General features: G+C 64.5%; 16 protein-coding genes. 8 read left to right on the top strand and 8 right to left on the bottom strand.

Going from position 1 to position 21,240, the window contains the following annotated elements; genetic code table 11:
- Window positions 1-175: 175 nt before the first annotated feature.
- The 6 genes from ACUTAF_RS18080 to ACUTAF_RS18055 all read left to right on the top strand — a co-directional run bounded on the left by ACUTAF_RS18080 (window position 176) and on the right by ACUTAF_RS18055 (window position 9,004).
- Window positions 176-1,339: a type III PLP-dependent enzyme gene (locus ACUTAF_RS18080; RefSeq protein ID WP_445581259.1), complete on the top strand. Its 1,164-nt coding sequence runs from the start codon at window positions 176-178 to the stop codon at window positions 1,337-1,339.
- A 279-nt stretch (window positions 1,340-1,618) separates the two neighbouring features.
- Window positions 1,619-3,892, top strand: coding sequence for a catecholate siderophore receptor Fiu (locus ACUTAF_RS18075; RefSeq protein ID WP_445581258.1), 2,274 nt, complete (start codon window positions 1,619-1,621; stop codon window positions 3,890-3,892).
- A gap of 68 nt (window positions 3,893-3,960) precedes the next feature.
- Window positions 3,961-4,638 carry a Fe2+-dependent dioxygenase gene (locus ACUTAF_RS18070; RefSeq protein WP_445581257.1) on the top strand — a complete coding sequence of 226 codons (678 nt, stop codon included), beginning with the start codon at window positions 3,961-3,963 and terminating at the stop codon, window positions 4,636-4,638.
- 2 nt (window positions 4,639-4,640) lie between these two features.
- Window positions 4,641-5,738, top strand: coding sequence for an alpha-hydroxy acid oxidase (locus ACUTAF_RS18065; protein WP_445581256.1), 1,098 nt, complete (start codon window positions 4,641-4,643; stop codon window positions 5,736-5,738).
- Between the two features lie 118 nt (window positions 5,739-5,856).
- Window positions 5,857-8,211 (top strand): PepSY domain-containing protein, encoded by a 2,355-nt coding sequence (locus ACUTAF_RS18060; protein ID WP_445582474.1) that lies wholly within the window; start codon window positions 5,857-5,859, stop codon window positions 8,209-8,211.
- A 49-nt stretch (window positions 8,212-8,260) separates the two neighbouring features.
- On the top strand, window positions 8,261-9,004 hold the full coding sequence (locus ACUTAF_RS18055; RefSeq protein WP_445581255.1) for a 5-oxoprolinase subunit PxpA: 744 nt from the start codon (window positions 8,261-8,263) through the stop codon (window positions 9,002-9,004).
- A gap of 376 nt (window positions 9,005-9,380) precedes the next feature.
- On the opposite strand, the gene ACUTAF_RS18050 is transcribed toward ACUTAF_RS18055, so the two are convergent.
- Entirely contained in the window at window positions 9,381-9,677 is a 297-nt protein-coding gene (locus tag ACUTAF_RS18050; protein WP_445581254.1) for a DUF2218 domain-containing protein, read from the bottom strand.
- Window positions 9,678-9,734: 57 nt separating this feature from the next.
- Complete coding sequence (locus tag ACUTAF_RS18045) at window positions 9,735-10,376, bottom strand: NAD(P)-dependent oxidoreductase (protein ID WP_445581253.1); 642 nt, start codon at window positions 10,374-10,376, stop codon at window positions 9,735-9,737.
- 100 nt (window positions 10,377-10,476) lie between these two features.
- Here ACUTAF_RS18045 and ACUTAF_RS18040 point away from each other — a divergent pair, with 100 nt between their 5' ends.
- Both ACUTAF_RS18040 and ACUTAF_RS18035 read left to right on the top strand, forming a co-directional pair.
- The gene (locus tag ACUTAF_RS18040; protein ID WP_445581252.1) at window positions 10,477-11,364 is read left to right on the top strand and encodes a LysR family transcriptional regulator; all 888 of its coding nucleotides are present in this window, start codon (window positions 10,477-10,479) and stop codon (window positions 11,362-11,364) included.
- 92 nt (window positions 11,365-11,456) lie between these two features.
- Window positions 11,457-12,344, top strand: coding sequence for a PA4780 family RIO1-like protein kinase (locus ACUTAF_RS18035; protein ID WP_445581251.1), 888 nt, complete (start codon window positions 11,457-11,459; stop codon window positions 12,342-12,344).
- A gap of 217 nt (window positions 12,345-12,561) precedes the next feature.
- On the opposite strand, the gene cueR is transcribed toward ACUTAF_RS18035, so the two are convergent.
- The 6 genes from cueR to ACUTAF_RS18005 form a co-directional block, all read right to left on the bottom strand.
- Window positions 12,562-12,993, bottom strand: a complete 432-nt coding sequence (cueR, locus tag ACUTAF_RS18030) for a Cu(I)-responsive transcriptional regulator (RefSeq protein WP_122108195.1) — start codon at window positions 12,991-12,993, stop codon at window positions 12,562-12,564.
- Window positions 12,994-13,055: 62 nt separating this feature from the next.
- Entirely contained in the window at window positions 13,056-13,952 is an 897-nt protein-coding gene (locus tag ACUTAF_RS18025) for a tetratricopeptide repeat protein (protein ID WP_445581250.1), read from the bottom strand.
- A 79-nt stretch (window positions 13,953-14,031) separates the two neighbouring features.
- The gene (locus tag ACUTAF_RS18020; protein WP_445581249.1) at window positions 14,032-15,000 is read right to left on the bottom strand and encodes a tetratricopeptide repeat protein; all 969 of its coding nucleotides are present in this window, start codon (window positions 14,998-15,000) and stop codon (window positions 14,032-14,034) included.
- A 23-nt stretch (window positions 15,001-15,023) separates the two neighbouring features.
- Window positions 15,024-18,203 (bottom strand): hypothetical protein, encoded by a 3,180-nt coding sequence (locus ACUTAF_RS18015; protein ID WP_445581248.1) that lies wholly within the window; start codon window positions 18,201-18,203, stop codon window positions 15,024-15,026.
- 20 nt (window positions 18,204-18,223) lie between these two features.
- Window positions 18,224-19,060: a DUF4123 domain-containing protein gene (locus ACUTAF_RS18010; RefSeq protein ID WP_445581247.1), complete on the bottom strand. Its 837-nt coding sequence runs from the start codon at window positions 19,058-19,060 to the stop codon at window positions 18,224-18,226.
- Window positions 19,045-21,156: a type VI secretion system Vgr family protein gene (locus ACUTAF_RS18005; protein ID WP_445581246.1), complete on the bottom strand. Its 2,112-nt coding sequence runs from the start codon at window positions 21,154-21,156 to the stop codon at window positions 19,045-19,047. Before ACUTAF_RS18005 ends, ACUTAF_RS18010 begins: the two co-directional genes overlap by 16 nt.
- Between the last annotated feature and the right edge of the window lie 84 nt (window positions 21,157-21,240).

Below are 21,240 nucleotides of genomic sequence, written 5' to 3'. Positions count from 1 at the left end.
CCGCGATCAGCGATGCTCGGCGACATGCCTTGGGAAGTAGGCGAACCAAAGTGGGGAAACTGTCAGACGTTCAGGCTCGCGCGGCTGCGCAGCCACCCCCTGCACGCGGCGGAACCTGTCAGGCGTTTCGCTGCCCGAATCCATGTGTTCCCGGTTTAGCCATTGGAGTCCCAGCATGTCGATCAAGGTCGAAGACTATTACGCACCCGCCACTTTCGCCCGCATGAAGGCGTTCGCCGATCAGCACGAGACCCCCTTCGTGGTCATCGACCGGCAGATCATCAGCGATGCCTACGATCAGCTGGGCAACTGCTTCCCGTTCGCCAAGATCTACTACGCGGTCAAGGCCAATCCCGCCACCGAGATCATCGAGCTGCTGCGCGACAAGGGCTCGAGCTTCGACATCGCCTCGATCTACGAGCTGGACAAGGTCATGGCCACCGGCGTCGGCCCGGAGCGCATCAGCTACGGCAACACCATCAAGAAATCCCGCGATATCCGCTACTTCTTCGACAAGGGCGTGCGCCTGTTCGCCACCGACTCCGAGGCCGACCTGCGCAACATCGCCAAGGCCGCGCCGGGCTCGAAGATCTATGTGCGCATCCTCACCGAAGGCTCGACCAGCGCCGACTGGCCGCTGAGCCGCAAGTTCGGCTGCCAGCCGGACATGGCCCTGGACCTGCTGATCCTGGCCAAGCAGCTGGGCCTGGTGCCCTACGGCATCTCCTTCCACGTCGGCAGCCAGCAGCGCGACATCGACGTGTGGGACGCGGCGATCGCCAAGGTCAAGGTGATCTTCGAGCGCCTCAAGGAGGAGGACGGCATCACCCTGAAGATGATCAACATGGGCGGCGGCTTCCCGGCCAACTACATCCAGCGCACCAACGACCTGGAGACCTATGCCGAGGAGATCACCCGCTTCCTCAAGGAAGACTTCGGTGACGATCTGCCGGAAATCATCCTCGAGCCGGGCCGTTCGCTGATCGCCAACGCCGGCGTGCTGGTCTCGGAAGTGGTGCTGGTCGCGCGCAAGTCGCGCACCGCGGTGGAGCGCTGGGTCTACGCCGACGTCGGCAAGTTCAGCGGCCTGATCGAAACCATGGACGAGTCGATCAAGTTCCCCATCTGGACCGAGAAGAAGGGCGAGATGGAAGAGGTGGTGATCGCCGGCCCGACCTGCGACAGCGCCGACATCATGTACGAGCACTACAAGTACGGCCTGCCGCTCAACCTGGCCAGCGGCGACCGCCTGTACTGGCTGTCCACCGGCGCCTACACCACCAGCTACAGCGCGGTGGAATTCAATGGCTTCCCGCCGCTGAAGTCCTACTACCTGTAAGCCTCGCCTCAGCACAAGAACCCGCCTTTCGGCGGGTTTTTGCGTTTCTGGGCGGCGACACGGCTTGTCGCTGCGCAGCGCCTGGCTCGAGGCCGTGCCGTCGGTGCCGGGCAGGGAGGAAGGCGGAAGGGCGGTGGGTCTAAAAATGTGAATGACATTGTATTGCTATTGCATCTGGGAATGATTAGCATCCGCGCCGCTTCGCTCAGCATCTGTCACTTCCTGTTGCGTTGCCGTTTGCAACGCCAGGGAGGCGGCCTTTCCAACCTGGGGATAACAATGACAATCCGTAGTCGCAAACACCACCACGTCAACCATCTGGCCGCGCTGATCGCGGCGACCCTGCCCGCACTGGCCACCGCGCAGACGAGCGAAGGCGAAAACGGCGTGGACCTGCCGGAAATGGTGGTGACCTCCAAGGCCGAAGTGCCCTACAAGGCCGACAGGAGCGCCAATGCCAAGCTGACCCAGCCGCTGCTGGACACACCCAAGACGGTGCAGGTGATCAAGAAGGAAATGCTCCGCGAGCAGGGCGCAGGCAGCCTGATGGAAGCGCTGCGCAACACCCCCGGCATCACCATGCAGCTCGGCGAGAACGGCAACACCGCAGCCGGCGACACCTTCATGATGCGCGGCTTCTCCACCCAGCAATCGACCTTCGTCGACGGCGTGCGCGACCTCGGCGCGGTCAGTCGCGACCTGTTCAACCTCGAGCAGGTCGAAGTGGTCAAGGGCGCCGCCGGCTCCGACATCGGCCGTGGCGCATCGTCCGGCTACATCAACCTGATCTCCAAGCTGCCGACCCTGAGCGACGAGATCTTCGCCACCGTCGGCTACGGCACGGCCGACAAGAGCAACCTCACCGCCGACATCAACCGGCAGCTCGGCGACAACGCGGCGTTCCGTTTGAACCTGATGCGCCGCGACGGCGACGTGGACGGTCGCGATCAGGTGGACAACAGCAGCTACGGCGTGGCGCCCTCGATCGCCTTCGGCCTGGAGACCGACACCCACCTGTACCTCTACTCGCAGCATGTGCGCCAGGACAACACGCCCGACGGCGGCATCCCGACCATCGGCATGAGCGGTTTCTACAACGCCAACGCGGCGCTGAATGCCGGCGCCAAGGTCGACAGCGACAACTACTACGGCAGCAAGGGCGACTACGAGCGCATCGACGGCGACATGTTCAGCGTCAAGCTCGAGCACGACGTCAACGAGGCCCTGACCCTGCGCAACCTGTCGCGCTGGGGGCGCAGCAACAACGATCGCCTGCTCACCGGGATCAATGCACTGTCGGCCAACGGCTCGAGCGATCCCGCGGATTGGACCGTGGCCCGCACCCGCCAGGTGGTCGACCAGGAAAACCAGATTCTCGCCAACCAGACCAGCCTGAGCGCCAGCTTCGACACCTTCGGCCTGCGCAACGAGCTGGCCGCCGGCCTCGAACTGATGAGCGAAAAGCAGCTCAACCGCAGCTACGCCACCGCCGCCCAGACCATCGACGGCGTGGCCTATCCGGCCGTGTCGATCCCGCCCGCCAACCTCTACGATCCGGATGCCGGCGACGCCCTGGGCGATCCCTACAAGACCGGCGCCTACACCGATGGCGAGACCAGGACCGCGGCGCTCTACGTCTTCGACACCCTGCACCTGAACGCGCAGTGGGCGCTCAACGGCGGCGTGCGTTTCGAGCATTTCCGCACCGAGACCGATAGCGTCGCCATCACCTCCGGCGCCCGCGTACCGGGCAGCGGCTACGAATCGGGCGACCTGACCAGCTGGAACGCCGGCGTGGTGTTCAAGCCGCTTGCGAACGGCAGCATCTACCTGTCCTTCGCTAACTCGATGACTCCGCCGGGCAGCGGCAACTTCGCCCTGGTGGCCAACTCCGCCAGCTCCTCCTCCAATGAGCAGGAAGGCCTGGATGCGCAGGAAACCCGTCACGTCGAACTCGGCACCAAGTGGGATCTGCTCGACCAGCGCCTGGCGCTGACCCTGGCGGCCTACCGCACCGAGAACGACAACCAGGTCAGCTACGATTCCTTCACCGCCCGTTACTTCCAGGAAGGCAAGACCCGCGTCGACGGCGTCGAGCTGGGCGTGGTCGGCCAGATCACCAACTTCTGGCAGGTCTCGGCCGGCGTCGCCCATATGCACACCGAGCAGCTCGACCAGTTCAGCCACCGTGCCAGCACCGGCGTCACCTCCGAGAACAGCGGCGTGCGCTGGTCGCCGGAGCTGACCGCGACCCTGTGGACTTCCTACAGCCTGGGCGACCTGACCCTCGGCGGCGGCGCGCGCTACGTCTCCGAGCAGGACCGGGTGATCACCTCCGGCACCGACCTGAGCACCGAGAACATGCCGCAGATCCCCTCCTACTGGGTGGCGGACGCCATGGCCGCCTACCGGCTGAACGAGAACGTCAACCTGCGCCTGAACGTCTACAACCTGTTCGACGAGGAGTACATCGAGTCGCTGAACAACAGCGGCGCCCGTGCCCGCCTCGGCATGCCGCGCTCGGCGATGTTCACCACCGAGTTCAGCTTCTAGCCTCGACCCATGCCCAAGGGGCCCGCGCCATGTGCGGGCTTCGTGCGTTCAACAGGAGACCGCCACCGATGTTGCTGCATATCCCGCAGGTGCTGAGCAAGCAGGAAGTCGCCGCGCTGCGCGCCGAGCTGGCGGCCCACGACTGGGTCGACGGCGCGCGCAGCTCCGGCGCCCAGGCCGTGGCGCTCAAGGACAACCGGCAGTTCCCGGTCGAGTCGCCGGCCTTCGCCGGCCTGTCGCAGCGCATCGCCGAGGCCCTGGCGCGGCATCCGCTGTTCGTCTCGGCGGCGCTGCCGCGCCAGGTGCTGCCGCCGATGTTCAACTGCTACAGCGGCGGCGGGCGCTACGGCAATCACGTCGACAACGCCCTGCAGCGCGATCGCTTCAGCGGCCTGCAGGTGCGCACGGACGTCTCCACCACGGTATTTCTCAGCGAGCCGGAGGAATACGAAGGCGGCGAGCTGATCGTCGAGGACACCTACGGCGAGCACGAGGTCAAGCTGGCGGCCGGCGATGCCATCCTCTATCCGGCCACCAGCCTGCACCGCGTCGAGCCGGTCACCCGCGGCGCGCGCATCGCCGCCTTCCTCTGGACGCAGAGCTGGGTGCGCGACGCCTGGCAGCGCAAGCTGTTGTTCGAGCTGGACATGAACATCCTCAAGCTGCGCGCGCAACTGGGCGACAGCGAGGAGGTGCTCGGCCTGACCAGCACCTATCACAACCTGCTGCGCCAATGGAGCGAGTGAAGATGACGCGCCTGCCGCCACTCGGCGAAATTCCCGCCGACCTGGTCGCCGCCTGCGACTACGAGCGCTACGCCTTGCCGCGGCTGGATGGCAACGCCCTGGCCTATCTGCAGGGCGGCGCCGGCGACGAGCTGACCTGCCAGGCCAACCTGCAGGCCTGGCGCGAATGGGCGCTGCTGCCACGCATGCTGCGCGACCTGCGCGGCGGCCATACCCGCTGCCAGCTGCTCGGCGAAGCGCTGCAGCATCCCATCCTGCTGGCGCCGATCGCCTACCAGCAGCTGTTCCACAGCGACGGCGAGCGTGCCAGCGCGCTGGCGGCCGGCGTCATGGGCGGGGCGGCGGTGCTCAGCTCCTATGCCTCCACGCGCCTGGAAGAGGTGGCCGAGGCAGCGCAGGGGCCCTTGTGGTTCCAGCTCTACTGGCAGGGCAACGGTGCCGCCACCCTGGCGCTGGCGCAGCGCGCCGAGGCCGCCGGCTACCGGGCGCTGGTGCTGACCGTGGACGCGCCGGTGTCCGGCGTGCGCAACCGCGAGCAGCGCGCCGGCTTCCGGCTGCCCGCCGAGATCCGCGCGGTCAATCTCGACCAGGCGGTGCAGCTGCCGCCGTTGCCCGAGGGCGGCAGCGCGCTGTTCGACGGCCTGATGGCGGTGGCGCCGCGCTGGCAGGACGTCGCCTGGCTGTGCCGGCACAGCCGCCTGCCGGTGCTGCTCAAGGGCATCCTGCACGCCGAGGACGCGCGCCTGGCCGTGGAAGCCGGCGCGGCGGGGGTGATCGTCTCCAACCATGGCGGCCGGGTGCTGGACTCGCAGTGGCCGGCGCTGCGCTCGCTGCCGGCGATCCGCGCCGAACTGGGGCGTGAGCTGGCGGTGCTGGTCGACGGCGGCATCCGCCGCGGCAGCGACGTGTTCAAGGCCCTGGCGCTGGGCGCCGACGCGGTGCTGATCGGCCGTCCCTACATCCATGCCCTGGCCAGCGCCGGCGCACTGGGCGTGGCGCACCTGCTCAGGCTGCTGCGCGAGGAGCTGGAGGCGACCATGGCGCTGTGCGGCTGCCGCGATCTCGCCAGCATCGGCCCCGAGGCGCTGCAGCGGGCCTGACGAGCGGGCGTGTAAAAAAAGCGTAAAACCGCGCGGCTCATCGTCGATGACACTAATTATCAAATAGAATCGCTTCCCGTTTTGGCCGATACCCGGCCTGCTCAGGTGCTCCGCCGTGTTGAAGAAAATCCTGTTTCAGTTGCATTGGTTGTTCGGCATCAGCGCCGGTCTGGTGTTGGCGGTGATGGGCGTGAGCGGCGCCGCCTATTCGTTCCAGGACGAGATCCTGCGCGCGCTCAACCCCGAGGTGCTGCATATCGAGCCGCGCGCCAGCGCGGTGTTGCCGCCGGCCGAGCTGGTCGCCAGGCTGGAGGCGGCGCAGGGCCAGCAGGTCGTGCGCCTGGGCGTGGCGCTGTCCGGCGAGCGCGCCGGGCAGGCGATGTTCGCCCCGCCGCCGGGCGAGCGCCGCGGGCTGATGCGCTACTTCGACCCCCATAGCGGCGAGCTGCTCGGCGCGGTGCGCGGCCAGGCTTTCTTCGACCTGATGCTGCAATTGCACCGCTTCCTCGCCATGGGCGAGTTCGGCAAGCAGATCACCGCCGCCTGCACCCTGATGTTGATCTTCCTCTGCCTGTCCGGCCTCTACCTGCGCTGGCCGCGGCAGCTGGGCAACTGGCGGGTCTGGCTGACCCTGGACTGGGCCAGGAAGGGCCGCGCCTTCAACTGGGATCTGCACGCGGTGGCGGGCACCTGGTGTCTGGCGCTGTACCTGCTGGCGGCGCTGAGCGGGCTGTTCTGGTCCTACGAGTGGTACCGCGACGGCCTCAATCGGCTGCTCGCCGACACGCCGGTCGAGCAGCGCGGCAAGCCCGACGGCCGCCGCGGCGCTCGTCCCGAGGCGGGCGGCGAGCCGGCGCCGCAGGTCGACTACCCGGCGCTGTGGGCCAGCCTGCAGCGCGCGGCCGGTCCCGGCCTGAGCCAGTACCAGCTGCGCCCGCCGGCGGCGGCCGGGCAGCCGGTCATGGCCTTCTATCTGCTGGAGGACGCCGCCCATCCGCGCGCGCTCAACCAGCTGCGCATCGACCCGGCCAGCGGCCAGGTGGTCCGTCACGAGCGCTACGCCGACAAGAGCTTCAAGGCGCAGTTGCTGGCCAGCGTCTACGCCCTGCACGTCGGCGAATACTTCGGCCTGACCGGGCGCATCCTGATGCTGCTGGCCAGCGCCGCCATGCCGCTGTTCTTCGTCACCGGCTGGCTGCTGTATCTCGACCGCCGGCGCAAGCATCGCGCGGTGCGGGCCGCCCGCGGCGAGCTGCGCGCGAGCGCAGGCGAGCCCTGGCTGATCGGCTTCGCCAGCCAGAGCGGCTTCGCCGAACAGCTGGCCTGGCAGACCGCCGGGCAGCTGCAGGCCGCCGGCCTGCCGGTGCAGGTGCAGCCGCTGGCCAAGCTCGACGAGCAGGGCCTGCGCCAGGCGCGGCGGGCGCTGTTCGTGGTCAGCACCTTCGGCAATGGCGAGGCGCCGGACAGCGCCCGCGGCTTCGAGCGCAAGCTGCTCGGCAGCGCGCTGGACCTGCCGCAGCTGAGCTATGCCGTACTGGCCTTAGGCGACCGCCAGTACCAGCAGTTCTGCGGTTTCGCCCACCGCCTGCACGACTGGCTCGGCCGCCAGGGCGCGCGCACCCTATTCGCCCCGTTGGAGGTGGACGACGGCGAGGAGGGCGCCATCGCCACCTGGCGCCAGCGCCTGGCCGAATTGACCGGCGCGCGGACCACGCTCGACAGCGGTTTCGCCGAGTGGACGCTGTGCGGCCGCCAGCTGCTCAACCCCGGCAGTCAGGGCGGGCCGACCTTCCTCCTGCGCCTGCGTCCCGAGCAGGCGAGCGACTGGCAGGCCGGCGACATCCTAGAGGTGCTGCCGGACAACGATCCGGCGCGACCGGCGCGCGACTACTCGATCGCCTCCGTGCCGGCCGACGGCGTGCTGGAGCTGATCGTGCGCCAGGAGCGGCACGTCGACGGCAGCCTCGGCCTCGGCTCCGGCTGGCTGACCGAGCGCCTGCCGGCGGGCGGCCGGATGCTGGCGCGGGTGCGGCGCAACAGCGCCTTCCATGCCCCGGACGACGACCGGCCGCTGCTCCTGATCGGCAACGGCACCGGCCTGGCCGGCCTGCGCAGCCTGCTCAAGGCGCGCATCGCTGCCGGGCGGCGGCGCAACTGGCTGATCTTCGGCGAGCGCAACGCCGCCTGCGACTTCCATTGCGGCGCCGAGCTGAAGGCCTGGCGCGCCGAGGGCTGGCTGGAGCGGCTGGAACCGGTGTTCTCTCGCGACCAGACGGCCAGGCGCTACGTGCAGGACGCCCTGCGTGAGGCGCTGGAGCTGGACGCCTGGCTGGCCGACGGCGCGGCCATCTACGTCTGCGGCAGCCTGCAGGGGATGGCCGCGGGCGTCGATCAGGTGCTGCGCGAGCGCCTCGGCGACGAGGCGTTGCAGCGTCTGCGCGAGGAGGGGCGTTACCGCCGCGACGTCTACTGATATAGCCGTCGCCCTTTGCCAATCGCCCGCCACGCCGTAAGCTGCCGACATGAACCGCATACTTCTCAACTGCGACATGGGCGAGGGCTTCGGCGCCTGGAAGATGGGCGACGACGCGCTGGCCATGCCGCTGATCGACCAGGCCAACCTGGCCTGCGGCTTCCACGCCGGCGACCCGCTGATCATGGCGCGCAGCGTGGCGCTGGCCGTCGAGCATGGCGTGCGCATCGGCGCGCATCCCTCCTATCCCGACCTGCAGGGCTTCGGCCGGCGGCATATCCACTGCTCGCCGGAGGAGGTCCGTGCCCTGGTGCTGTACCAGATCGGCGCGCTGGACGCCTTCTGCCGCGCTGCCGGCGGCCAGCTGGCCTACGTCAAGCCGCACGGTGCGTTGTACAACGAGCTGGTGCGCAATGACGCCCTGTTCGAAGCGGTGCTCGACGCCTGCGCCAGCTACCGCAAGGGCCTGCCGCTGATGGTGCTCGCGCTGGCCGACAACGAGCGCGAGCTGTGCCTGGCCGACGAGGCCGACGTGCCGCTGATGTTCGAGGCCTTCGCCGATCGCGCCTACCTGGCCGATGGCCAGCTGGCGCCGCGCCGGCTCAGCGCGGCGGTGCACCAGGACCCCGAGCGCATCCTTGCCCAGGCCCTGGCGATCGCCCGTGGCCAGCCCTTCCCCGACATCGACGGCAAGCCGCTGCGGCTGCGCGCCGACAGCCTCTGCGTGCACGGCGACAACCCCGAGTCGCTGGCCGTGCTGCGGCGCTTGCGGGCGCAGCTGGACGCGCTGTGATCTGAGATAGCCAGCTCCGTAGGGTGGGGTGGCCGCCTGTTGCGTTCGTCGACCGGCTCGCGCTGCCCGGTGCGGCGTAACCCACCATCGGCGCAACGCCGTCCATCGCCTGCTGGGTTACGCGGCGCCCCATATTCATCGGTGTCTGCGGGATCGGGATGCTGCGCCGCTAACCCACCCTTGAGAATGGCGCGGCACTCTTGCGCAAATGGCAACAGCCCTCGGGAAGTTCTGAGAACGCCATTTACCGTCACTCCCGCGAAGGCGGGAGCCCAGGTACTACGCAGGTTCTGGATTATTCCCATGCGGGCCAGCGCAAGCGCTGTTCAGCGATAAAGCCGCTGTCCCGCCTGCGCCCGACTGTTTCTGAGTTTCCCTAGTGGCGGTCCGGCCGCCAGTCCAGGGTCAATGCCTCCTGCCAGGCGAAACGCTCGAAATGGCTGCCCACCACCTCCTGCAGGCGCTGCAGGTCCTCGCCGGTGGCGGCCTCGGCGCGCAGGCGCAGGCCCCGGGCCTCGGCCTGCAGCGAGGCCAGGCCGAAGGCGAACTCGATGCGCCCTTGGCGCTCGTCGAATTTGACCGGAATCTTGTGCGCGAAGTGCTTGCACAGCCGGCCGATATAGCGGGCGGGGGTTTCGGTGGCGACGAAAGTGCTGCTGCTGAATGTGCTCATAAGGACTCCGAATAGGCTTCGCCGCCGCCCTGCGACGCAGCGGCGGCAGGCGGACGGTTAATAGGCCAGGGTGAAACGCTGGCGGATGTGTTGCGGCTGCTCGGTCTCGTCCAGCAGCGCCACGGCCAGGTCGGCCACCGAGATGCGGCCCGGCTGATCACCGTCCATCAACAGCTCATCGCCACCCAGACGAAACTTGCCGGTGCGCGGGCCGGGCTCGAGCAGGGCGGCGGGGGAGAGGAAGGTCCACTCCAGTTCCTGCTCGCCGCGCAGCATCGCCAGCGCCTGGCGCGCGCCTTCGGCACCTTCCCTGTACTCGGCGGGGAACTCCGGCGTGTCGATCAACTGCAGACCGGGCGCCACGTACAGGCTGCCGGCGCCGCCGACCAGCAGCAGGCGCCTGACCCCGGCCTGCTTGCTCGCGGCGACTATGGCGCGGCTGCCGGCGATGAACTGCTCGCGAATATCCGCCACGCCCCAGCCGGGGTTGAAGGCGCTGAGCACGGCGTCATGCCCGCGCAACTGCTCGGCCAGCGCCGCGCTGTCGTGCACGTCGGCGCGCATTGCGACCAGGTTGGGGTGGGCGGGCAGCTTGTCCGGGTGGCGCACCAGGGCGGTGACCCGGTGGCCGCGATTCAGGGCTTCGTCCAGCAAGGGGGCGCCGACGTAACCGCTGGCGCCGATCAGGGCGAGTTTCATGATGAGTGTCTCGGTGAGTGAAGGTGGACACATCATTCCATCTGGATAAATCCCGGAAAAACTGGCCTGATGCACTTGGATAATTAAGCAGGGTTTCATAGTGGAGCAGCTCAAGCGCATGGCGCTGTTCGCCACCGTGGTGCAGAAGGGCTCGATGGTCGCCGCCGCCGAGGCCCTGGGCATGAGCGCCTCGGCGGTCAGCCAGCAGATCCGTCGGCTGGAGGAGGCCACCGGCATCAGCCTGCTGCATCGCACCACGCGCAAGCTGACCCTGAGCGAGGCGGGCGCGCAGTTCTATGCCAGCTGCCGGCAGATCGTCGAACTGGCGGAGCAGGCCGAGCAGCGCCTGGCCGAGCTGCGCGATGCGCCGGTGGGCGAGCTGCGTATCGCCGCGCCGGTGGGTTTCTCCGGCCCGCTGCTGTGCGAGGCGCTGGCACCGCTGCTGGCAGCCCATCCGGCGCTGAGCCTGCGCCTGTTCTTCCAGGACGAGCAGATCGACCTGATCGAGCAGCGCATCGACCTGGCCATCCGCGTCGGCCGCCAGGAGGATTCCAGCCTGGTGGCCCGACACGTCGCCGACTGGCGCATGCTGCTGTGCGCCGCACCCGCCTACCTGGCGCGGCACGGCTGGCCGGCGCAGCCGCAGCAGCTGTTCGAGCTGGACTGGATCGGCCTCAACACCGACCGCAGCCAGCATCTGCAACTGCACGGGCCGGGCGGCGCGACTCAGCGCCTGCGCCTGGAGAGCCGCATCGCCTGCAACAACATCCTCGCGGCGCGCCAGTTCACCCTGGCCGGCATGGGGGTGTCGCTGCAGCCCGAGCCGGAAATCCGCGAGCTGCTGGGGCGTGGCGATCTGCTGCCGTTGCTGCCGGACTGGCAACCGCAGCCGATCGGCCTGCATATCGTCACCCCGCGCCGCGACGCGCAACCGGCCAAGGTGCGCTACGCCATCGAGGCGCTCAGGCGGCATCTGGTCAGCGCCTGAGCGACGGCGTTCGGCATCTGCCCCGAGCTGTGAGAGGATGGCCCCCAGCATGTCCCTCCCCCTCGGCCAGAAAGGACCCGTGATCCACTCCGATGAAGACGCCCAAACGTATTGAACCCCTGGTCGAGGACGGCCTGGTGGACGAGGTGCTGCGCCCGCTGATGAGCGGCAAGGAAGCAGCGGTCTATGTGGTGCGCTGCGGCGACGAGCTGCGCTGCGCCAAGGTCTACAAGGAGGCCAACAAGCGCAGCTTCCGCCAGGCCGCCGAGTATCAGGAAGGCCGCAAGGTGCGCGGCAGCCGCCAGGCGCGAGCCATGGCCAAGGGCAGCAAGTACGGGCGCAAGGAGCAGGAGCAGGCCTGGCAGAATGCCGAGGTCGCCGCGCTCTTCCACCTGGCCAGCGCCGGCGTGCGGGTGCCCAAGCCCTACGACTTTCTCGACGGTGTGCTGCTGATGGAACTGGTCGGCGACGGCGCAGGCGACGTGGCACCAAGGCTCAACGACGTCGACCTGCATCCGGACGACGCCCGCGAATTCCACGCCTTCATGATCCAGGAAATCGTCAAGATGCTCTGCGCCGGCCTGGTGCATGGCGACCTGTCGGAATTCAACGTGCTGCTCGGTCCCGACGGCCCGGTGATCATCGACCTGCCGCAGGCGGTGGACGCGGCGGCCAACAACCACGCCTTCAGCATGCTCGAGCGCGACGTGCGCAACATGGCCGAGTACTTCGGCCAGTTCGCTCCGGAGTTGAAATACACCAAATACGCCAAGGAGATGTGGGCGCTCTACGAGGCCGGCAAGCTCACGCCGCACAGCCAGCTGACCGGCGAGTTCGCCGAAGCCGAGGACGCCGCCGACATCGACGCGGTGATGCGCGAGATCAAGGCCGCCCTGGCCGAAGAAGCACGGCGCCAGGCCTTGCTCAATGCCGAAGACGCGCCCAAGGACGCCGAACCGACGCCACCCTGGATGCGCTGACTCGGCGGACGCCTAAACCCGCAGAGTGCGCCATGCGCGCCGACGCTTGTGGGACTGCATGAAATCCGGGGTTGACGCTCGCATCTCCCGGATTGCAGGGCTATGCCCCCAACGCCTGGATATGCCGTCCGTAGGGTTCGCCGCGCGCGAGCCTCTGGTGCGCACGACCTGGGCGGCCCCGCGACACCCTAGTCGCTGTGTACCCCACGCCGCGTCGTTAGCGCTGAGGGTGCGACGAACATCCCGGCGCGGCGCAACCCACGCCCTCTTCCAGCCCCTGCAGAATCGGACAATCCGGCCGGCTATCGCCCTGGCAGCTGTTCGCCAGCTCCACCAGCGTATCGCGCAGCGCGCTCATCTCGGCGATCTTGCGCGAAAGTGTGGCGATATGTCCCTCGGCCAGCGCCTTCACATCGGCGCTGGCGCGACTCTTGTCCTGCCACAGCGCCAGTAGCCGGCCCACTTCCTCCAGGGAAAACCCCAGATCCCGCGCCCGCTTGATAAAGGCCAGGCGGTGCAGGTCGTTGGCGCTGTACTGCCGATAGCCGCTCTCCGTACGCCCGGCCCGCGGCAGCAGGTCGATGGACTCGTAGTAGCGGATCATCTTGGCGCTGAGGCCGGTGTGCTTGGCGGCTTGGCCGATGTTCATGGATGCAGCCTTCTTGTCGGCAGAAACTCCGCGTGACTATGCCAGAGGGTTGAGCCCGAGTGTTAGAAGCCGAGTTTGGGCGGGAAGAAGGAAAGTGGCGGATGGGTAGCCTTCCATTCTTTGGCAAAGGCTTTGGCTTGTTCGATTTGTTTGGCAGTCATTTGGCTGGCGATGTCTGGGAGTATGTCTTCGGCATATTCTTTCAAGCCTCCCCCCCCGTCTAGCTCTAATAACATATAAACAAAGCCGTAACCTTTTACTAAGTCTAAAGGGTAGCCATAGTCTTTTGGTACATGGGCAAGGCCGGAACCATACGCGTAGACAGCTTCTGCCGATCCGAGTGCAACTGCTTTTTTTGTCCAGTAAATTTCGATGTCTTTTTTACCTTCTAAGAAGTTTTGGTATAGCATGATGCCTTTTATGCAGCCACCTTCTGCGGATTTTTTTGCTAGCTCCTCAACTCTCTCTGAACGCTTCCAGGGAGGGAAGAAAAAGCCTTTACCTTGATCATAGAGTCTCGCCAAGTCATATTGAGCAATAGGAAATCCTACTTCGGCGGATTTCTCTAGCCATTCGAAATTGTTGGTTAGATAGTAAAGAACATACATTGCTTCGCTATCGCCTTTTTCTGCGAGAGCTTGAGCGGTCTTTCTGCCGAGTAATAACCAATCCCCCGGAGTTCTATGGTCAGGTGGGCAGTTTCCCATCGCAGAGCATAGGTCGCTGCCGGTGCCCGAGAGGCGGTACATGGCGTAATAATCCCCTTGTTCAGCAGCGGCCATGTACCATTTATAGGCTTCTTCGGTCATGAATCGACTGGAACGGCGTAGCTCCTCGCCAAGATAATATTGGGACTCTCGATCGCCTGCTTCGGCAGCAATTATTAAATATGGCTCGGCGTTCTTGTGTTGATTGTATAAGACAATGCCTTTTTCTTTGGCGGCTTGCTGCTCTGGCATTAACTGGCCTGCCAGTAACGGGCAGCTAAATAGTAGCGTGGCCAGTAGTGCAATGGAGTGTCTTAGGAACATTTGAGTGCTAGAAGCCGAGCTTGGGTGGGAAGAAGGAAAGCGGCGGATGGGTAGCCTTCCATTCTTCGGCAAAGGCTTTGGCTTGTTCGATTTGTTCGGGTGTCATTTTTGAAGCGATTTTGGGGAGCTTGTACTCTACATTTTCTTGCATGCCGCCCCCTCCGTCCAAGTCTTTAAGCATATAGATAAAACCATATGCTTTGATTAGATCTAAAGGGAATCCATATTGCTCTGGCTCATGGGCTAAAAAGGCACCATAACCATAAATTGCCTCTGCTGACCCTAGGTTGACGGCTTTTTCTGTCCAGTATCGTATAGCGGTATCATCACCTTCCAAGAATTGTTGATATAGAAAAATGCCTGCTGCAAAGTCGCCTTCTGCGGATTTTTTGGCCAGCTCCTCAACTTTCTCTGAACGCTTCCAGGGGGGGAAAAAAAAGCCTTTTCCTTCCTGATAACGGCTTGCCAATAGGTATTGCGCAGGGGCGTAGCCCGCATCGGCGGATTTTTCTAACCACTCGAGATCATTTGTTCCTAAGTACATAATGTACATGGCTTCCGAGTCCCCAGCGTCGGCACGGGCTTTACCAATTTCACGTGCTTGCTTGAGCCAGTCCCAGGCCGTTTTGGAGTCAGGAGGGCAGTTACTCATAGCCGAACATAGATCGTTACCGCTGCGTGACAGTCTGAGCATGGCGTATAGATCGCCTTGATCTGCAGCAGCTACGAACCAGTTATGAGCTTCTTCTGTCATAAAGCGGTTTGCACTGCGAATATCTTCGCCTAAGTAGTATTGAGCTTCGGGATCACCTGCTTCAGCGGCAATTCTTAAATATGGTTCGGCATCTTTGTATTGATTGTATAGAGCAATCCCCTTTTCCTTGGCTGCCTGTTGCTCCGGTGTGAGTGGGGCTGCCCAAGCTGAAAAGCACAGCAGGGTTGCCAATGCACTGAAAATAAAGCTTCTGAAAAACATTCTGTAACTCCGCTATTTGCTCTCTAAGGGCCTGTATATGTAGCTCGCCCACTAGGGATAAATGTTTGGCCGTAGTAATCGCTGCGCTGGCAGTAACTGTCTCTTAGTTGTCCCAAGGTTTTGACATGTTCTTTGTAGCGAGCCCGTAAATCATCACCCATCGGACCTTGAGGACCGATACGCATAACCCCTTCAGCCATAAACCTATCCATTCGCATCCGGTTGGTGCAGTAGGCCTGTCCTGGTTGTGGCTCTTTGGTGCCAAAGCGATTCATCCGTGAGCAGGCTTCGTCGAACTGACGCTGGGCATTGTCGAGGGTTCCAGTCTGTTGGGCATTGCGGACAAGCCAGCCGAGGATTCTCTCGATAGCCCCTTGTTGCAGCAGATGGCACGCTGGTTCCGAATAGGGTGTGATCTGCTCTTGGGGATTACCGTTATCGTCAAACGCTATATCCACGGCGTCGAATGCCTCCGGCCTGAATAACAGAGTCATCAACATCGGCCCCAAGGCTTCTGGGGTGGCATCTACAAACCACCGCTCCAGTTCGGCCGGATACCTGTAGGTCATGATCGCATGAGCGATTGGCCCGCCCTTGCCGCCACTGGTCAGGGCTTCGTAGAGATTCATAACAATGTCGGCGTTACGCAGGCTCAGCATGTAGACCATGCCGACATCGATACCCACGGCGCCCAGCACGTTGAGCTTGCTGATGAAGTCGAAGGCGGAACCTTCTACCCACTCCAGATTGTGATACTGGTTTTCGCGCAGTTCGCGGCGCATCAGGTTGATCAGTTCGATGATGGCTTCGTAGCCCACGGCAAAAGCCAGAGTACCGGACACTCCGGGGCCGGCGATTAGCGCCGCTTTGATGCGCAGGATTAGGCAGCCTTTGTCCAGGGAGAGGGTCACCTCTCCCTTGGCGCCGACTCCGATCGCGGCAGCCAGTTCGCCTTCGAGGTGGGCGAGGCTGAGCCAGCCGTCGTTGGGGGCTTGCCCGTCGGTATAGGCGGGCAGGGCACGGAGGTCCGCCAGGTGCTGGGGAGGCGCCCAGTTCAGGGCACCAGTGAGCTTGATCCCGACCTGGACGCCGGCGAACAGGTTGAAGCTGGCCGATGCTCCGTCCTCGATTTGGGCTTTGGCGCCTTGTCCCTTTACCACCTGGCCAGTGCGCGCATTGCCGGCTGCGCTGGCGCTATTGGCCTCACGTTCGGCCGGCTCTACGGGATCGAGGGTGGCGCCGTAGCCGGTATTGCCAGGCGACAGCTCCAGTTCGGCGGCGAGCATCATGGCTACCCCGGTGTAGCCCCAGGCGCGGGCGCCCAGGTGCACCGAAAAGCGGCCCAGATTCATCGTCGCCAGTTGTTGCTGGTAGTTGATATAGGTGGCCTGTACATCCGTGGCGGCGGAGCGTTCCGGCAGATCGATTTTCCCCAGTTCGATTTCGCCCCTGGCCAAGTCGACATTGAAATGCGCCCGAGCGCCGGCGGTTACCCCTTCGTGCAGGGCGAAGGACGGCCCGTCGACCGAGGCGCCGCCATGAATGCTCGGTTGCGGTGGTGTAAGGCAGCGCACCAGTTGCGCTTGGGGCGTGGGATCGAACAGGCGCAGCTGACGGACAGCATCGTCTTGAAACAGCACCTGGCGCAGGCGTTCGCCCCATTCCTGCCTAGTGCCGGCATCCTGCAGGGCGTCGACCCGGTAGCCTTTGCGCTGGCTGACATATTGGTAGAAGCGCTCGACATCGAACCAGCCTTCAGCGTCGAACCAAGGGCCTTCCTGGTCCTTGATTTCGATGCTGCCCATGCCCTTGAGCCAGTCACTGAAATCGCTGGAGGCGTGATCTTCGCCTTGCTGGCCGCTGCTGTTACCGGCGAAGCTCGCGCTGCGCTTGGTGGTCGGTTTCAGCAGGCTTTTGAGCACCTTCAGGCTCAGGTGACGCAGCGGTTGGCCGGGCGTGTCGGGCAGGCTGACTTCGCGCAAAGGAAAACCGACCTTGACCAAGCGATCGACCGGCTTGGGCTCGAACTGTTCCGGCTCCCAGAGCAGGTGGCGGCGTGGCTGGGTGTTGGATACGACCCATTGCGCACGCCAGCGAATCTGCAGCTTCTCGTCTTCCAGCGCATTCCAGGCCTGTTTTTCCGCTTTCAGCAACCCGGCGGGTGCCTGGCGGTTCTCGCCGCTTGCCTGAATCCAGCCTCGATATCGCTCCTCCATCTTTTGTTCCAGGCGACGCTGCGCGTCGATGAGGCCAAGGTAAGCCTTGAAGCTCTCGACGCCGCTGACCACACCGGAGTGCTCTTCACTGATCAGGGCGAACTCGGGCAGGGCGAGGCCGTAGTCGGCGGCCTTGAGAATGGCATCGATGTACAGTGCATAGTCGAAAGCGCTTTGTTGCTGCTGCTTCCATACTTGGTAGCTTCTGAACTGAGCTCGGCAGTTGACTGTGCAGTCGATGGCATCGTCATAACGGCGTTTGGCCTCCTGCATCAGTTCGGCGATTTCGCTTAGCGCATAGGTTGGTAGTTTGCCCTGTTCGAGCAACGCATTACGTGCCGCGAGGTAGGCCTGTACGGCTTTGCGGGCCTCTACCGCCTGCGGACTGAACAGCCGGCCATCTTGATAGTCATAGCCCTGGCGCCGAGCCTCGGCGATGGCTTTGTTGTGGAGCCCAAGCCAGTGATTCAGGGTATCCAGGCGCTCTTTGTTTCTCTGAAAGGCCAGATTGCGTGGGTCGGTGAGCAAATCCCGGCGCTCATTGATATAGCGACCATTGGAGAAACGATTCTCCAACTCGAAACGCTGCATCCAGGCCTGTTCTTCGCCTTCTAGAAAGAAGCTCAGGCGCGGCTCCAGAAAATGCTCCAGCAAGCCGTTGGCGTCGAGGCCCTTCTTGCGATCCTCGGCGCTTTTATCCGGAGATATATCTTGCTCCAAACGTTGAGCTGCTTCCTTGATGGCGTTGGCTGCACGTTCCGGCAGTAGCCAAAAGGCTTTTTCTTCTGTGGCGTAGATGACATTGGCAAAGCGCGGGGAGCAGGCCGGCGTCTGCGTCTTGTCGAAGCACTCCGCCTCGGCCGTTTGGGCCGCAGATTCTGCCGGCAGTTGCAATACTTGCCGCGGGAGCGCGGCTGCTTCGTCCGATGTCGGTTGGGATGTATGTTGGATATCGCCACGTCGGGCGGAAGGCGTGATGGGGAACATGGGCTTCCATTCCAATTGCGCTAGAGATTCTGCGCCAGTATTTGATCGACCTTGATGAAGGGGTCGGCCTTGCCGCGCAGGATGGTCATGACCGGTTCCTGCGCCTCCAGCCGTGTTCGGCTGACGAGATCAGCTAGTCTCACCAGCCAGCGCCCTTCGCTGATGCCGTGGTCCACCAGCAACTCTAGGTTGTCGAGGATCGAGGGAAGTTGTTGGCTGGAGGGAGCGTTGAATTTCGTGTAGTGCCTGTCGATCCAGTACACCCAGCGCAGGGTACGCTGGGTCGGTTGGGTAGAGGCTGCCAGGCTGTAATGCCTCTGTATGGTATTCGGCGAATCGTCGAGCGGTGCCTGCCAGCCCAGCCAATGCTGTGGCCTGGCGCCAAGCGCGCGTGGTGCGGGGCTATACACCGCGGACCAGGAGGCGAATAGCTGCTCTGAGGCGGTCAAGGCCATCGCCGCCCATATGTCGGGGCGGTAATAGTTGATCAGGCTCTGACCACCGGAACCATCGTTGACCGTCAGCAGCCAGCACGCATGAGCGATGGCCGCGTCGCGGTCTGCTGCGCAGAGCGCAATACCAGCACACTGCTGCTGGCAAAGCGATTCGCCCAGCTGTTGCAGCGCACCGCCGGCCTCAGCACTAAACCAAAGTGGGCCCTGATCGGCCAGGTGATGAAAATCGGTCCTCTGGAACAAGAGGATCTGTTCTGCAGGCTCATTGATGGCGAACACCTTGGCTTGGGCATCCGGCACGGTTTGTTGGTCAATGATGAAGTGCCATGTCGGTTGATCAGCCGGTAGTGTGGGTATGGAATGCTCCAGCTTGGCAATGAAGTTGCTCAGCCCTTCATGCATGGACAATCTCCCCGGCTACAGGCGCCGTCGCTCTGTTTGCCGCATAGCGGGCCAAAAGATAAGACTGGCTGTGGTCTGGGCGGTGCCAAGAGGGAACCGGGACGGTCACGGTCTGCAGCATTGGGTAGCCTCGGCGCCAGAATCTTCAACCCCGACCCACTCCCCGGCCCACCCCCCGAATTCATCTTGATCGTCGCCCCGCTCAGGGTCACGCCGCTCGGGTCAAGCTTGAGGAAACTGCCGCCGCCTGTTGCAGTCAGTTCCATGCCTGCATCGATCACTACCTTGCTTCCGGCGTTGTAGTGGATTTCGTTGCCGGCTTCGACGAACAGGCCGGTGCCGATCTTGTTGTGCTGGGTGCTGGCGACCGTGAGGTGGTCGTTGGCGCGTACTTCCACCTTGCGGTCGAGGTCGGTGGTGCGGTGTTCTTCGGCTTTGAGTTCGGTGTAGCTGTTGGCCTCGACGGTGTCGTGGCGCTCGTTACCGACGCGGATCTTCTGGTCGTGTTCGATGTTCTCGTCCCAGTCGCGTTGGGCGTGGATGTAGATCTGCTCGGCGCCCTTGCGGTCTTCGATGCGAAATTCGTTGTAGCCGCCACCGCCGGGGCTGCTCAGGGTTTTGAACAGGCTGCGGGTCTTGTGCGCCGGCAGGTCGTAGGGCACCAGGTGTTCGGCGTGGTAGAGGCAGCCGGTGACCAGCGGCTGGTCGGGGTCGCCTTCGAGGAAGGTGACCAGCACCTCCATGCCGACGCGGGGGATGGCGATGCCGCCGTAGGCCTTGCCGGCCCAGTTGGAGGCCACGCGCAGCCAGCAGCTGGTGGTGTCGTCGGCCTGGCCATCGCGGTCCCAGTGGAACTGCACCTTGACCCGGCCGTACTGGTCGCAGTGGATTTCCTCGCCGGCGGGGCCGGTGACCACCGCGGTCTGGCTGCCGAGCACCTTGGGTTTGTGATGTTCCAGCGCTGGGCGGTAGGGAATGTCCCAGGGCGTGGCGGTGAAGCGGTTGCGGTAGCCTTGGTGGAAATCCGAGTCGCCCTTTTCCCCCTCACCCCAGCCCTCTCCCCGGAGGGGAGAGGGGGCCGATCTGCGTAAGGTCAAGTCACTCGTGATCGATTCTTCCAGCACCTGCGGCTGCTTGCCCTCATGGATCACTTCGTTGAGCAGCCAGAGGTCGTTCCACTGCTGGCGCGGGTGGCCGGCCAGGGCGAGGAAGTGGCCGCAGGCAAGAAACGCGTCGCTCTTGCCTTCGGCCAGCTCGTAGTCGCTGCGCAGGCGCTCCAGGCTGCGCCTGGCCAGGTGCTTGCCGCGGGTGCGGTCGGTGAAGCGGCCGGGGTAGTCGTAGACCTCCAGCGTCGGGGTGAACTCGCTGGCGTAGCCGGCCTCCATCAGCAGCCTGGGCTGCTCGAAGTCGTAGTCGCGCCAGCTGGCCAGGGTGCTGCGGGTTTCCAGGCGCACGCCGAAGGCGCGCACCACTTCGTGATCGGCGGCCAGGCCACTGCCTTGCTGATAGTTCAGCGGATCGAGGCGCGGGAAGGCGCTGGCGTCGTCGCCGAACACCAGCACATGGCCGTCCTCGCCGTGCTGGAAGTGAAAGCCGATGCCTTCCTCCTCGCACAGGCGCTGGATGAAGTGCAGGTCGCTCTCCTCGTACTGGGTGCAATAGATGCGCTCGGGGTAGACGTAGGGGCCGAGCTGGAAGCGGTAGTCGCTGCCGTCGAGCAGGCCGTGTTCTTCCAGCACGGCGGCGATGATCGCCGGTGCCGTCATGTGCTGGAAGATGCGCTGGTCGAAGCTGTGGCCGAGGTAGGCGAGGGTCGGGCGCAGGTCGATGCGGTAGCGGGTCAGGCGCTTGCCCGAGTCGCCCTGCTCGATGCCGTAGATGACGCCGTGCACGCCCCTGCCGGAAGAGCCGAAGGCCAGGTAGGCGGTCTGGTTGATCAGGCCGTCGAGGTCGAGATCGGCGCGCTGGCTGACCAGCTCGATCGTGAAGCGGTAGGGCTTGTTGAGCGTTTCGCGGCCTTCGAAGCTCAGTACCTGTAGGTCGTTGTCGACGGCGGGAATGGCGAGGGTGATATGCGCCTGGTTGGCATCCAGCATGCCGTGGCCTCCATCCTTGAGTTGGGCGAGGCCCGAAGGGTGCCGGACGGCGCATCGCGGTTCAATGATGGCATTCCCATATTA

This window comes from Pseudomonas sp. SP16.1, assembly GCF_052682975.1.
This window is presented reverse-complemented; position numbering and strand designations above follow the sequence as displayed.